General features: G+C 68.4%; 13 protein-coding genes. 12 read left to right on the forward strand and 1 reads right to left on the reverse strand.

Translation table 11 applies throughout. The annotated features are described in order from the left end of the window. The 12 genes from murD (at position 1) to AC4ELH_RS20940 (ending at position 12375) form a co-directional block, all read left to right on the forward strand. Complete coding sequence (gene murD, locus AC4ELH_RS20885; protein WP_448443175.1) at positions 1-1491, forward strand: UDP-N-acetylmuramoyl-L-alanine--D-glutamate ligase; 1491 nt, start codon at positions 1-3, stop codon at positions 1489-1491. Positions 1492-1496: 5 nt separating this feature from the next. Continuing rightward, positions 1497-3164 (forward strand): putative lipid II flippase FtsW, encoded by a 1668-nt coding sequence (ftsW, locus tag AC4ELH_RS20890; RefSeq protein ID WP_448443173.1) that lies wholly within the window; start codon positions 1497-1499, stop codon positions 3162-3164. A 23-nt stretch (positions 3165-3187) separates the two neighbouring features. After that, entirely contained in the window at positions 3188-4351 is a 1164-nt protein-coding gene (murG, locus tag AC4ELH_RS20895) for an undecaprenyldiphospho-muramoylpentapeptide beta-N-acetylglucosaminyltransferase (RefSeq protein ID WP_498886399.1), read from the forward strand. Positions 4352-4389: 38 nt separating this feature from the next. Further along, complete coding sequence (gene murC / locus AC4ELH_RS20900) at positions 4390-5808, forward strand: UDP-N-acetylmuramate--L-alanine ligase (protein ID WP_498886400.1); 1419 nt, start codon at positions 4390-4392, stop codon at positions 5806-5808. A 164-nt stretch (positions 5809-5972) separates the two neighbouring features. Further along, positions 5973-6836 (forward strand): cell division protein FtsQ/DivIB, encoded by an 864-nt coding sequence (locus tag AC4ELH_RS20905; RefSeq protein ID WP_448443520.1) that lies wholly within the window; start codon positions 5973-5975, stop codon positions 6834-6836. Between the two features lie 187 nt (positions 6837-7023). After that, complete coding sequence (gene ftsZ / locus AC4ELH_RS20910; RefSeq protein ID WP_055115017.1) at positions 7024-8184, forward strand: cell division protein FtsZ; 1161 nt, start codon at positions 7024-7026, stop codon at positions 8182-8184. Positions 8185-8218: 34 nt separating this feature from the next. Beyond that, positions 8219-8929, forward strand: a complete 711-nt coding sequence (gene pgeF, locus AC4ELH_RS20915) for a peptidoglycan editing factor PgeF (protein WP_064960009.1) — start codon at positions 8219-8221, stop codon at positions 8927-8929. Between the two features lie 33 nt (positions 8930-8962). Further along, on the forward strand, positions 8963-9796 hold the full coding sequence (locus AC4ELH_RS20920; protein WP_448443167.1) for a YggS family pyridoxal phosphate-dependent enzyme: 834 nt from the start codon (positions 8963-8965) through the stop codon (positions 9794-9796). Then, positions 9793-10431 carry a cell division protein SepF gene (locus AC4ELH_RS20925; protein WP_064883072.1) on the forward strand — a complete coding sequence of 213 codons (639 nt, stop codon included), beginning with the start codon at positions 9793-9795 and terminating at the stop codon, positions 10429-10431. Before AC4ELH_RS20920 ends, AC4ELH_RS20925 begins: the two co-directional genes overlap by 4 nt. 178 nt (positions 10432-10609) lie before the next feature. Next, positions 10610-10900 carry a YggT family protein gene (locus tag AC4ELH_RS20930; RefSeq protein WP_055115011.1) on the forward strand — a complete coding sequence of 97 codons (291 nt, stop codon included), beginning with the start codon at positions 10610-10612 and terminating at the stop codon, positions 10898-10900. 207 nt (positions 10901-11107) lie between these two features. Next, positions 11108-11932, forward strand: coding sequence for a DivIVA-like cell division protein Wag31 (gene wag31, locus AC4ELH_RS20935; RefSeq protein WP_055115009.1), 825 nt, complete (start codon positions 11108-11110; stop codon positions 11930-11932). A gap of 71 nt (positions 11933-12003) precedes the next feature. After that, positions 12004-12375: a hypothetical protein gene (locus AC4ELH_RS20940; RefSeq protein WP_064883070.1), complete on the forward strand. Its 372-nt coding sequence runs from the start codon at positions 12004-12006 to the stop codon at positions 12373-12375. Here AC4ELH_RS20940 and AC4ELH_RS20945 read toward each other — a convergent pair. Further along, a complete protein-coding gene (locus AC4ELH_RS20945; RefSeq protein ID WP_498886370.1) occupies positions 12372-13040 on the reverse strand; it encodes a phosphoribosyltransferase in 669 nt (222 codons plus the stop codon). The two genes, AC4ELH_RS20940 and AC4ELH_RS20945, sit on opposite strands and share 4 nt — an antisense overlap. Between the last annotated feature and the right edge of the window lie 39 nt (positions 13041-13079).

The raw sequence follows: 13079 nt of genomic DNA on the forward strand, positions 1-13079 counted from the left end.
GTGGCCGGCCCATCCGGCGGGCGCGGCGGTGACGACGATCTGTCGCTGCTGACCCCGGGTGCCCCGGTGCTGGTGACCGGTGCGGGGGTGACCGGACGTGCCGTCCTGGCGGCGTTGGCGCCGCTGAACGTGGCCGCGACGCTGTGTGACGACAACGCCGAGGCGCTGCGTGTTCTCGCGGAGCAGGGCACCGCCGTGATCGATCCGGCCGGGGCCATCGCGTCCATCTCCGACTACGCGCTGGTGGTGACCAGCCCGGGATTCCCGCCCACGGCTCCCGTGCCGGCTGCTGCCGCCGAGGCCGGGGTACCGATCTGGGGCGACGTGGAGCTGGCCTGGCGGTTGGACGCTGCGGGGCACTACGGTCCGCCGCGGCGTTGGTTGGTGGTCACCGGTACCAATGGCAAGACCACCACGACCTCGATGCTGCACGAGATGCTGCTTGCCGATGGGCGCCGAAGCCTGTTGTGCGGCAACATCGGTGACCCGGTCCTGGCTGTGCTGGACCAGCCGGCGGAGTTGCTGGCGGTCGAGCTGTCCAGTTTTCAGTTGCACTGGGCACCCTCGCTGCGCCCGGACGCCGGTGTGGTGCTCAACGTGGCCGAGGATCACCTGGACTGGCACGGTTCGATGGCCGGCTATGCCGCCGACAAGGCCAGGGCACTGGCCGGGCGGGTGGCCGTGGTGGGTCTCGACGATCCGGTGGCCGCCGGTCTGCTGCCGTCCGCCGGGGCGCCCGTTCGGGTCGGGTTCCGGCTGGGCGAACCGGCCGCCGGTGAGCTCGGGGTCCGGGACGGCAAGCTCGTCGACCGTGCGTTCGGCGACGACGTCGAGTTGGCTGATGCCGCGACGATCAGGGTGGCGGGTCCGGTCGGTGTGCTCGATGCGCTGGCCGCCGCGGCCCTGGCGCGTGCCGTCGAGGTGGCGCCGGCTTCGATTGCCACCGCGTTGGCGTCGTTCCAGGTTGGCAGGCATCGTGCCGAGCTGGTCGGGGAGGCCGACGGGGTGCGCTACGTCGACGATTCCAAGGCCACCAACCCACATGCCGCGCAGGCCTCGATCACCGCGTTCGATCGGGTGGTGTGGATCGCCGGGGGCTTGCTGAAGGGCGCTTCGGTCGACGATTTGGTGCGTCACGTGGCGAATCGCCTGGTTGCTGTGGTGCTGATCGGGCGGGATCGGCAAATGGTTGCCGATGCGTTATCGCGACACGCCCCGGATGTCCCCGTCGTCGAGGTTGTGGCGGGGGAGGATTCTGGGGTGCTTGAGACAAATGAGTCTATTGGTGATCATGTGACTCGTGTGATCGACGTCGGGGACCGTCCGGTCTCCGATGCGGTCATGGCGGCGGTCGTGGATGCCGCCCGCGGGTTGGCCGGCGCGGGTGACACCGTGTTGCTGGCCCCGGCAGGCGCGTCCTTCGATCAGTTCAGCGGCTACGGCCAGCGTGGCGATGCATTCGCCGGCGCCGTCCGCGCCGCGATCGGGTAGGCGCGGTGGCCGGCATCCTGGCCCGGCTGCGCCGCCGTGACGGTGCCGCAGCCGGCGAAACCGCCGATTCAGCCGCCGGAACTTCCGAGGCTGCACCCAGCTCGAACGCCGCGGCCGGATCGTCGGCGGCCCCGCGGACCCGCTTCGGCGCCTGGCTGGGCCGTCCGATGACCTCGTTCCATCTGATCATCGCGGTCACCGCTCTGCTCACGACGCTCGGCCTGATCATGGTGCTCTCGGCGTCGGGCGTGTATTCCTATGACTTCGACGGGTCGCCCTGGGCGGTGTTCGGCCGCCAGGTCATGTGGACGGGCGTCGGGCTGATCGCGTTCTACATCGCCCTGCGGATGCCGGTCCGCACCCTGCGCCGGATAGCTTTCCCCGGTTTCGCCTTCACGATCCTGCTGCTGATCCTCGTGCTCATCCCAGGAATCGGCAAGGTGGCCAACGGTTCTCGCGGCTGGTTCGTGGTCGCCGGGTTCTCGATGCAGCCGTCGGAGCTGGCCAAGATCGCCTTCGCCATCTGGGGCGCGCACCTGCTGGCGGCGCGGCGCATGGAGCGGGCCTCGCTGCGCGAGATGCTGATCCCGCTGGTGCCTGCCGCGGTGATCGCGCTGGCACTGATCGTCGCCCAGCCCGACCTCGGGCAGACCGTCTCGCTGAGCATCATCCTGCTCGGTCTGCTGTGGTACGCCGGTCTGCCGCTGCGGGTGTTCCTGTCCTCGCTGCTTGCCGCGGTCGTGGCCGCCGCGGTGCTGGCAGTCTCCGCGGGTTACCGGTCCGACCGGGTGCAGTCCTGGCTCGACCCGGCAGCCGACGGTCAGGGCATCGGTTATCAGTCCCGCCAGGCCCGGTTCGCCCTGGCCAACGGAGGCATCTTCGGTGACGGCCTCGGCCAAGGCACGGCGAAGTGGAACTACCTGCCCAACGCCCACAACGACTTCATCTTCGCCATCATCGGCGAGGAGTTGGGATTCGTCGGCGCGCTGGGTCTGCTGGCCCTGTTCGGTCTGTTCGCCTACACCGGGATGCGCATCGCCCGCCGTTCGGCCGATCCGTTCCTGCGCCTGCTGACGGCCACCACCACGCTGTGGGTGGTCGGTCAGATGTTCATCAACGTCGGCTATGTGGTGGGCCTGCTGCCGGTCACCGGGCTGCAGCTGCCACTGATATCGGCCGGTGGATCATCGCAAGCCACAACACTTCTGATGATGGGTCTGGTCACCAATGCGGCCCGGCACGAGCCGGAGGCCGTGGCCGCGCTGCGGGCCGGCCGCGATGACCGGGTGACCCGGCTGTTGCGGCTGCCGTTGCCCGAGCCCTATATCCCCACCCGCCTTGAGGTCGCCCGCAACCGGCTGCACGATCGTCGGAAGTCGCCCTCACGCGGTGCGGGCAAGCCGGCAGGCAAGGCCGGCGCCAAGCCCGCAGGTAAGGCGGGTGCCAAGACTGCCGGCAAGCAGGCGGGCAAGCAGACCCGGGCCCGACAAGCGGACGCCAGACAAGCGGTGCCACGTCGCACGCCGCGCAGCGGGGACCGGCCGGTGCGCCGTTCCGGGCGCGCTGCTGGTCAGCAGCCGGCGGGGGGCGGTAAGTCCTCGGTCCGATATCCTGCAGGCCAGCGGAAACAGGGTCATCGGGCCCGGACTTTGGAAGGTCAGCGTTACGGGTGAGTGAGGGTAAGACGGGCCGGCGGATATCTGGTCCTGGGGGCCACGAGCGAAGCGACCGGGGGATATCTGTCGTTCTGGCCGGTGGTGGCACGGCAGGTCACGTCGAACCGGCGATGGCGGTGGCGGATGCGCTGCGGGAACTCGATCCGCAGGTCCGGATCACGGCCCTCGGAACCGCCCGCGGTCTGGAAACCCGGCTGGTGCCGCAGCGCGGCTACGACCTCGAGCTGATCACCCCGGTGCCGCTGCCGCGCAAGCCGTCAGGAGATCTGGTGCGGTTGCCGCTGCGCGTGCGGACCGCGATCCGTCAGACCCGTTCGGTATTGGCCGGCGTGGAGGCCGATGTGGTGATCGGGTTCGGTGGCTATGTCGCGCTGCCGGCCTACCTCGCGGCTCGCGGTGGCTTCGGTGTGCACGGGCGTCGGCGCGCGGTTCCGGTGGTGGTCCACGAGGCCAATGCCAGTGCCGGCCTGGCCAACCGGGTCGGCGCAGTGTCGGCCCGCCGGGTGCTCTCGGCGGTGCCGGAACCTGGGCTGCGCAAGGTCGAGGTGGTGGGCGTGCCGGTGCGCGCGTCGATCACGTCACTGGACCGCGCCGCGCTACGCGCCGAGGCCAGGGCGTTCTTCGGTTTCGCGCCGGATGCCAAGGTGCTGTTGGTGTTCGGTGGTTCGCAGGGCGCGCAGTCGCTCAACCGCGCGGTGTCCGCGGCTGCCGAAGCTCTTGGTGCTGCCGGTGTTTCGGTACTGCATGCGCATGGGCCGAAGAACACCCTCGAGCTGCCGCCGGCTGCGGCGGGGGCACCACCGTACGTCGCGGTGCCTTATCTGGACCGGATGGACCTGGCCTATGCCGCAGCCGATCTGGCGATCTGCCGGTCGGGGGCGATGACGGTTGCCGAGGTGACCGCAGTGGGCCTGCCCGCGGTGTACGTCCCGTTGCCGATCGGTAACGGCGAGCAGCGGCTCAATGCCCTGCCGGTGGTTTCGGCCGGTGGCGGCATCGTCGTCGACGATGCCCAGCTCGACGGGGGATTCGTGGCGGATACGGTCGCCGGCCTGATGACCGACGACGCCCGGTTGGCCTCCATGACGGCCGCCGCCTCGTTGTCGGGCCACCCCGACGCCGCGCGGCGGGTGGCGCAGGTCGCCCTCGATGTCGCCCGCGACCGACGAAAGAGGCTGCAGTGAACGCTAATTCACTTCCGGCTGAACTGCAGCGAGTGCACATGGTCGGGATCGGGGGCGCCGGGATGTCGGGCGTGGCCCGGATTCTGCTGGACCGCGGTGGCCAGGTGTCCGGATCGGACGCCAAGGAGTCACGCGGTGTCGTGGCCCTGCGGGCCCGCGGCGCCGAGGTCAGGATCGGTCACGACGCGTCGTCGCTGGACCTGTTGCCCGGTGGGCCGACCGCGGTGGTGACCACCCACGCCGCGATCCCCAAGACCAATCCGGAACTGGTCGAGGCCAGGCGCCGCGGAATCCCGGTCATCCTGCGTCCGGTGGTGCTGGCCAAGCTGATGGCCGGCTACACCACGCTCATGGTGACGGGCACCCACGGCAAGACCACCACCACCTCGATGCTCATCGTGGCGTTGCAGCACAGCGGTTTCGACCCGTCGTTCGCGGTGGGCGGGGAACTGGGCGAGGCGGGCACCAACGCCCATCACGGCAGCGGGAAGTGCTTTGTCGCCGAGGCCGACGAGAGTGACGGCTCACTGCTCGAGTACACCCCGAATGTCGCGGTGGTCACCAACATCGAAGCCGACCACCTGGATTTCTTCGGTAGCGAGCAGGCCTACACCGCGGTGTTCTCCGCATTCGTCGACCGCATCGCGCCGGGTGGCGCGCTCGTGGTGTGCACCGATGACCCGGGGGCGGCTGCGCTCGCCGAACACACCGACTCGCTGGGCATCCGGGTGCTGCGGTACGGCAGCACGCCCGCCGGTGATCTGGCCGGCACCCTGCTGAGCTGGGAACAGCAGGGGACCGGGGCGGTCGCCCACATCCAACTCGCCGGTGAGCCGCATCCGCGCGCGATCCGGCTCGCGGTGCCCGGCCGGCACATGGCGCTCAACGCACTCGCTGCGCTGCTGGCTGCCATCGAGGTGGGTGCGCCGGCCGAGGCCGTGCTCGACGGACTGGCCGGATTCGAGGGGGTGCGACGGCGTTTCGAGCTGGTCGGGTCACTGGGTGGTGTCCGGGTCTTCGACGACTATGCGCACCATCCCACCGAGGTCCGGGCCACTCTCGAGGCCGCCCGCACGGTCGTGGATCAGACCGGTGGCCGGGTCATCGTCGCGTTCCAACCGCACTTGTACTCACGCACAGCGACTTTCGCGACCCAGTTCGGGTCGGCCCTCAGCGCTGCCGACGAGGTCTTCGTGCTCGACGTGTACGGCGCGCGGGAGCAGCCGCTGCCCGGTATCAGCGGCGCCACGGTCGCCGAGCATGTCAGCGCGCCGGTCACCTATGTTCCCGACTTCTCGGCGGTCGCCGCGGCGGTCGCCGCCGCAGCCCAGGCGGGTGACGTGGTGCTCACCATGGGGGCCGGTGACGTGACCATGCTGGGCAAGGAAATCGTGACCGAGCTCGGGATCAAGGCAAATCGCAGCGCGCCGGGCCGATCCTCGACGGAATCGCCGTGACCGAAACGGGTCCCGGCGGTCCCGACGAGGCGACCGAGGAAACCGCTGCGGTGGAATCCGGCCCGGTTCAAGAGGAATCCGGCCCCGGCGAGCCCGGCGACTCACCCACGGGCGAGTCCGCCGATCCCGCGGCTGAGTCCGCCGAGCCTTCGGCAGGATCTGATGTGCCGCCCGCGGCCGGGCCCGATGTGCCGCCCGCGGCAGAACCCGACTACGAGGGACCCCGCCGCCGCGCCCGCCGCGAACGCGAGGAGCGCCGGGCCGCGCGCGACCGGGCGGTGGCGATCGAGCATGCTCGCCGCGAGGCCAAGCGCAAGGTGAACGGGCAGCCTTCGGACAGCCTGAACACGGTGGCCCGCAGCACTATTCGTGGTCTGAAGGTCCTGCTCTGGTCGGCGTTGGTCAGCGTAATCGCGGTGGCGTTGGGCCTGGTTCTCTACTTCACGCCGGCAATGGCGGCGCGCAATGTGGTGGTCAACGGTGTGGCGGCAATCCCGCAGGAGCAGGTGCTGGCCGCCGCTGCGGTGGCGCCCGGTACGCCGCTGCTGCAGATCAACACGGATGCGGTCGCCGAACGGGTGGCCACGATCCGTCGGGTCGCCACCGCACGGGTGCAGCGCGAGTATCCGTCGACCCTGCGGATCACGGTGGTCGAGCGGGTGCCGGTGGTGGTCAAGGACTATCCCGACGGTCCCCATCTGTTCGACCGCGACGGAGTCGATTTCGCCACCGAACCGCCACCGCCGACATTGCCGTATCTGGACACCGACAATCCGGGTCCAGCGGATCCGGCCACCAAGGCTGCGCTCGAAGTGATGCTGGCGCTGCCACCGGATGTGGTCGCACAGGTGGGCCGGATCGCCGCCCCGTCGGTGGCCTCGATCGCGCTGACGCTGGCCGACGGGCGGGTTGTGGTGTGGGGGACCAACGATCGGACCGACGAGAAGGCATTGAAGCTGGCGGCACTGCTGACCCAGCCGGGCCATACCTACGACGTCTCCAGCCCAGATCTGCCGACTGTCAAGTAGTTCGAGGCAAAATTGCCGCGCGGCGCGTCGGCGCGCCTGCCGCGATCACCGGCGTTGGCCCCCTACCGTTCTGTTTGCGCGGAACTACTTGACATAACTCTAAGCCTATGGTTGAGGTTGAGAGTTTGCCCAGGAGGATTCGGCGTCAGAAGCACTGTGAACACCCAACCTGGGAGGAAGACGATCCATGACCCCCCCGCATAACTACCTAGCGGTAATCAAGGTGGTTGGTATCGGCGGCGGCGGTGTCAACGCCGTCAACCGGATGATCGAACAGGGCCTCAAGGGCGTCGAGTTCATCGCCATCAACACCGACGCACAGGCACTGCTGATGAGCGACGCCGACGTCAAGCTCGACGTCGGCCGAGACTCGACCCGTGGGCTCGGCGCAGGCGCGGACCCCGAAGTGGGCCGCAAGGCTGCCGAGGACGCCAAGGACGACATCGAGGAGCTGCTGCGCGGCGCCGACATGGTGTTCGTCACCGCCGGTGAGGGCGGCGGCACCGGAACCGGTGGCGCACCCGTCGTCGCGTCGATCGCGCGCAAGCTCGGCGCGCTCACCGTCGGCGTCGTCACCCGGCCGTTCTCGTTCGAGGGCAAGCGCCGAAGCAACCAGGCCGAGAACGGCATTCAGACGCTGCGCGAGAGCTGCGACACCCTGATCGTCATCCCCAACGACAGGCTGCTGCAGATGGGCGACGCCGCGGTGTCGCTGATGGACGCGTTCCGCAGCGCAGACGAGGTGCTGCTCAACGGCGTCCAGGGCATCACCGACCTGATCACCACGCCCGGTCTGATCAACGTCGACTTCGCCGACGTCAAGGGCGTGATGAGCGGTGCGGGCACGGCGTTGATGGGCATCGGCTCGGCGCGCGGCGACGGCAGGGCGCTCAAGGCCGCCGAGATCGCGATCAACTCCCCGCTGCTGGAAGCCTCGATGGAAGGCGCGCAAGGCGTGCTGCTGTCGGTGGCCGGCGGCAGTGATCTGGGCCTGTTCGAGATCAACGAGGCCGCCTCGCTCGTGCAGGATGCCGCCCATCCCGAGGCCAACATCATCTTCGGCACGGTGATCGACGACTCGCTCGGTGACGAGGTGCGGGTCACGGTCATCGCGGCCGGCTTCGATATGGCCGGGCCCAGTCGCAAGCCCGTGGTCAGCCCGAGCTCGGCGCCGACCCAGCCGATCGCCTCGGCGCGTTCCGGCAAGGTGACCACCTCACTGTTCGAACCGACGGATGCGGTCAGCGTCCCGGCACACACCAATGGCGCCACCGTGAGTGTCGGTGGCGACGGAGACGGCGGGATCGCCGACGACGATGTCGACGTCCCACCGTTCATGCGGCACTGAGCGGGGCCCGGCAGCGGGTTCGGATACTGGGATCGTGAGTGTTCGTATTCGGCGGGTCACGACAACCCGCGCCGGCGGCGTCTCGGCACCGCCCTTCGATTCGTTCAACCTCGGCGATCATGTCGGCGACAATCCGGCCGCGGTGGCCCAGAACCGGCGTCGCCTGGCGGCCGCTGTCGGGGCCGACGCGCTGGTCTGGATGAATCAGGTGCACAGTGATCACGTCGTCACGGTGGACGGGCCGCGCGACACTGCGGTCGATAATGCCGACGCATTGGTGACGACGACCCCGCGTTTGGCATTGGTTGTGGTGACCGCCGATTGCGTCCCGGTATTAATGGGCGATGCCCGCGCCGGGGTGATCGCCGCCGTCCATGCCGGACGGGTCGGCGCACAAAAGGGCATCGTGCCCAGGACTCTCGAGGCCATGCTGGCCGTCGGCGCACATCTCGGGGATATCTCGGTACTGCTGGGCCCTGCGGTCAGCGGCGCCAATTACGAGGTACCCGAGCAGATGGCCGCCGAGGTGGAGGCGGACCTGCCCGGCTCGCGCACCACCACCTCCCGTGGCACCCCCGGCTTGGATCTCCGGGCCGGAATAGCCCGGCAACTAACGGCTTTGGGCGTCACCGCGATCGACGTGGACCCGCGGTGCACGGTCGCCGACCGCGCGCTGTTCAGCCATCGCCGCGACGCACCGACCGGACGCCTGGCGAGCGTGGTGTGGATGGAGCAGCCCCGTTGAACGACCCCCTGACGAGCCTGGAGTGAGCCTGAGATGAGCACCGTGCAGCGCGGGCGTGACGCCGATCGGACGGCCGAGTTGACCGCCGCGCTCGGTGCCGCGCGGGCCCGTTTGGCACGCGCCGCGGAATCGGTCGGGCGAAATGTAAATGAAATCGAATTACTTCCGATCACGAAATACTTCCCGGCCACCGATGTCATTATTCTCAATCAATTAGGGTGCCTCGCATTTGGTGAATCCCGCGAACAAGAGGCGGCCGAAAAAGTCGAAACTGTTCGCGCGGAATTAACGGATGTTCCGATTCGCTGGCACATGGTGGGGCGCATCCAGCGGAAGAAGGCGCGGGCTGTCGCGGGCTGGGCACACACTGCGCACTCCGTCGACAGCATCCGTCTGCTGACCGCACTGGACCGGGCCGTGGGCGAGGCCTTGGCCGCGGGCGCGCGGACCGAACCGCTGCGCGTGTACATCCAGATCAGTCTCGACGGGGACACCGAACGGGGCGGTGTCGATGTGGACGCCCCCGATCTCGTCGACGAAATCTGTGGGTCAGCGAACTCCGCCGAGGCGTTGGAGTTCGTCGGTCTGATGGGAATCCCGCCACTGGCGTGGGATCCCGACGACGCTTTTGCGCGGCTGGCCGCCGAGCGGGACCGGGTGCAGCGCGACTACCAGCACCGGCTCGAGCTGTCGGCGGGAATGTCCGGAGATCTCGAAAGCGCCGTCAAACACGGATCGACGTGTGTGCGTGTCGGAACCGCGCTGATGGGGCAACGCCCGCTAACGTCACCGGAAGTAGTCACACCAGTCACATCTTCATCACAGACACCACCACCCCCATCGTCAGCAGAAGGGTCGCCGAGATGAGCACACTGCACAAGGTCAAGGCCTACTTCGGCATGGCGCCGATGGAGGACTATGACGACGAGTACTACGAGGACGACGATCGCGGTGCGGCCCGTAGCTACGCCCGGCGACCCCGTGACGAGCGGTTCGAAGAGGACAGCTACGGCTACGAGGCTCCCGAGTACGACGAGGGCCCGGCTTACCGGGGTGGGTACCCCGGCGGTTTCGCCGACGAGCAGCGGTTCGATGCCCGGATGCGCGCCCCCCGCGAATTCGACCGTGCGGCACCGCGTCTGGGCGCACTGTCCGGGTCCACCCGGGGAGCGCTGGCGATGGATCCCCGCCGGATGGCCGAGCTGTTCGAAGCAGGCAGCCCGCTGGCGAAGATCACCACCCTGCGACCCAAGGACTACAGCGAGGCACGCACGATCGGCGAGCGGTTCCGGGACGGCACCCCGGTGATCATGGACCTGGTGTCGATGGACAACGCCGACGCAAAGCGCCTGGTCGACTTCGCCGCAGGGCTTGCGTTCGCACTGCGCGGATCGTTCGACAAGGTGGCGACGAAGGTGTTCCTGCTGTCGCCGGCCGACGTCGACGTCAGCGCCGAGCAGCGGCGCAGGATCGCCGAGGCCGGCTTCTACGCCTATCAGTAGAGCCGCGACGTGAGTCGCGGCGCTGTGGCGCCGCCGCGCATGCCTGAGGTCCGAGAGGGCCCCGGGTAGGCTGGCGGCGTCGCACTATCGGCTGACCACGTCATCTGTGTGAGATGTGTCCGGCCTACGGCGACCTGTATCCAATGTCACACATCCTGCTGTAGTGAGGTCGGCTCAGTTGTCGCTGTTCTTCGAAATTCTCGGATTCGCGCTGTTCGTGTTCTGGCTGCTGCTCATCGCGCGCGTCGTCGTCGAGTTCATCCGGTCCTTCAGTCGCGACTGGCATCCCAAGGGGCTGACCGTCGTGATCCTGGAGCTCATCATGACCGTGACCGATCCGCCGGTGAAACTGCTGCGGCGGCTCATTCCCCAGCTCACGATAGGCGCCGTGCGCTTCGACCTGTCGATCATGGTGCTGCTTCTCGCGGCGTTCATCGGGATGCAATTGGCGTTCAATGCGTCGATGTAGAACGTCGGCGCGAGTGGGTGGGGGAGACCCGCTCTCGGCGTTTGCCGAATGGTCCACAAATGCGTAAGAAGATTGAAATTCGTTCTTAAAAATAGGCCTCCACTGCAACCGCCGGGTCTGGTGTGACAGGATGGACTCCAGTTGCGATCAAGCAAGGCTTTACACTTTGAGATCGGTTGACGGTCCAAGACTTCAAGGGGGCAGACAATGCCGCTCACACCAGCGGACGTCCATAACGTCGCGTTCAGCAAGCCGCCCATCGGCAAACGTGGCTACAACGAGGACGAGGTCGATGCCTTTCTCGATCTGGTTGAGAACGAGCTGACTCGGCTCATCGAGGAGAACGCCGATCTTCGGCAGCGCGTGTCCGAGCTCGATTCTGAGCTGGCGTCGGCGCGGTCCGGAGCGGGTGGCGCTCAGTCCACCCAGTCCATCCCGCTCTACGAGCCGGAGCCCGAGCCCACCCCGCCGCCCCAGCCGGTCTACGAGGCCCCGGCGGCGCCGGTCGCCCCTCCCGCTCCGCAGAGCGAGGACACCGCTGTGCGTGCCGCCCGGGTGCTCAGCCTGGCGCAGGACACCGCAGATCGCCTGACCTCCACGGCCAAGGCCGAGTCGGAGAAGCTGCTCTCGGACGCGCGGGCCCAGGCCGACGCCATGGTCAGCGATGCCCGCAAGACCGCCGAGACCACGGTCTCGGAGGCCCGTACCCGTGCCGACGCGATGCTGGCCGATGCGCAGACCCGCTCGGAGACCCAGCTTCGCCAGGCTCAGGAGAAGGCCGACGCGCTGCAGGCTGACGCCGAGCGCAAGCACTCCGAGATCATGGGCACGATCAATCAGCAGCGCACGGTCCTGGAGGGCCGCCTGGAGCAGCTGCGCACGTTCGAGCGTGAGTACCGGACCCGTCTGAAGACCTACCTGGAGTCTCAGCTGGAAGAGCTGGGTCAGCGCGGTTCGGCCGCCCCGGTGGACTCCAGCGCCAACAACGACTCGGCGGGTGGTTTCAGCCAGTTCAACCGCGGCAACAACTGACCGGAAAGCCCGACTTCCTCACACTGTCGTGAACCGGCCCGATCACGGGCCACCACACTTAGGGTTGAACGATGTTGATCATTGCGCTCGTGCTTGCCGTCATCGGCCTGGCCGCGCTGGTGACCGCGGTGGTAACCAGCAATGAGTTGATCGCCTGGGTCTGTATCGGCGCCAGCGTGATCGGCGTGCTGCTGCTGATCGTCGACGCATTGCGGGAACGCTCGCGCGGAACCAAGGCCGGTGCTGCCGAAGACGCTGACACCGCGGCGGCCGACGAGGCCAACGCCACCGAGACGACCGAGACCTTCGAAGCGGTCGACGCGCCGGTGGACTATCCCGACGAGCTGGTCGCCGAGCCGGAGTCGGATGTCGCGGTGGAGCCCGACGCCGCCGATGCGGACGTCGAGGTCGACGATTCCGCCGAGAAGTACAACAAGAGCTAGCCCTCGCCGGGCTGTGCCAGTAAGCGGCGTACCTCGTCGTCGCTGACCTGGTGGAAGTCTGCGAAGGCCTGGCCCACCGCTTCGAACTGGGATGGAGTGCTGGCGCACACCACCTCGTCGGCCTCCTCCATGAGTTGACCGCTCACCGTCGGTGGTCCGACCGGGACCGCCACCACGACCCGTCGCGCCGCGCGTACGGCACGGACCGCGGCCAGCATCGTGGCCCCGGTGGCGATACCGTCGTCCACCAGGATCACGGTCCGGCCGGTGAGGTCGGGGGGTGGCGCACCCCCGCGATAGGCCTGCTCCCGACGCTGGATCTCGGCGGTCTCGTGCCGGATCGTCTCGGCGATGGTGTCGTCGTCGATGCCGAGGCGGTTCACCAGCTCGTCGTTGAGCACCAGCCCGCCGCCCGAGGCCACCGCACCCATGGCGAGTTCCTGCCACTGCGGCACGCCCAGCTTGCGGACCACGAACACATCCAGCGGAGCATGCAGGAACGAGGCGACCTCGGCGGCGATCGGTACTCCGCCCCGGGCCAGGCCGAGAACTAGTACCTCGGGTCGGTCTCGATAGGACACCAGCTGCTCGGCCAGGACCCGGCCCGCCTCGTGGCGGTCCTGGTAGGTGCGGTCCCTGCTCGCTCGAAGACTCCAAGTGTTCATCGGCACTGTGGCCGGCGCTGAAGGAGAATTCCGCCGGCT

Source organism: Mycobacterium shunyiense, from assembly GCF_058270075.1.

Bases quoted from the DNA above. Each gene is read 5' to 3' on its own strand.
- murC (WP_498886400.1), top strand. From the start codon at position 4,390: ATGGTCGGGATCGGGGGCGCCGGGATGTCGGGCGTGGCCCGGATTCTG.
- AC4ELH_RS20940 (WP_064883070.1), top strand. From the start codon at position 12,004: ATGTTGATCATTGCGCTCGTGCTTGCCGTCATCGGCCTGGCCGCGCTG.
- AC4ELH_RS20925 (WP_064883072.1), top strand. From the start codon at position 9,793: ATGAGCACACTGCACAAGGTCAAGGCCTACTTCGGCATGGCGCCGATG.
- ftsZ (WP_055115017.1), top strand. From the start codon at position 7,024: ATGACCCCCCCGCATAACTACCTAGCGGTAATCAAGGTGGTTGGTATC.
- wag31 (WP_055115009.1), top strand. From the start codon at position 11,108: ATGCCGCTCACACCAGCGGACGTCCATAACGTCGCGTTCAGCAAGCCG.
- AC4ELH_RS20920 (WP_448443167.1), top strand. From the start codon at position 8,963: ATGAGCACCGTGCAGCGCGGGCGTGACGCCGATCGGACGGCCGAGTTG.
- AC4ELH_RS20945 (WP_498886370.1), bottom strand. From the start codon at position 13,040: ATGAACACTTGGAGTCTTCGAGCGAGCAGGGACCGCACCTACCAGGAC.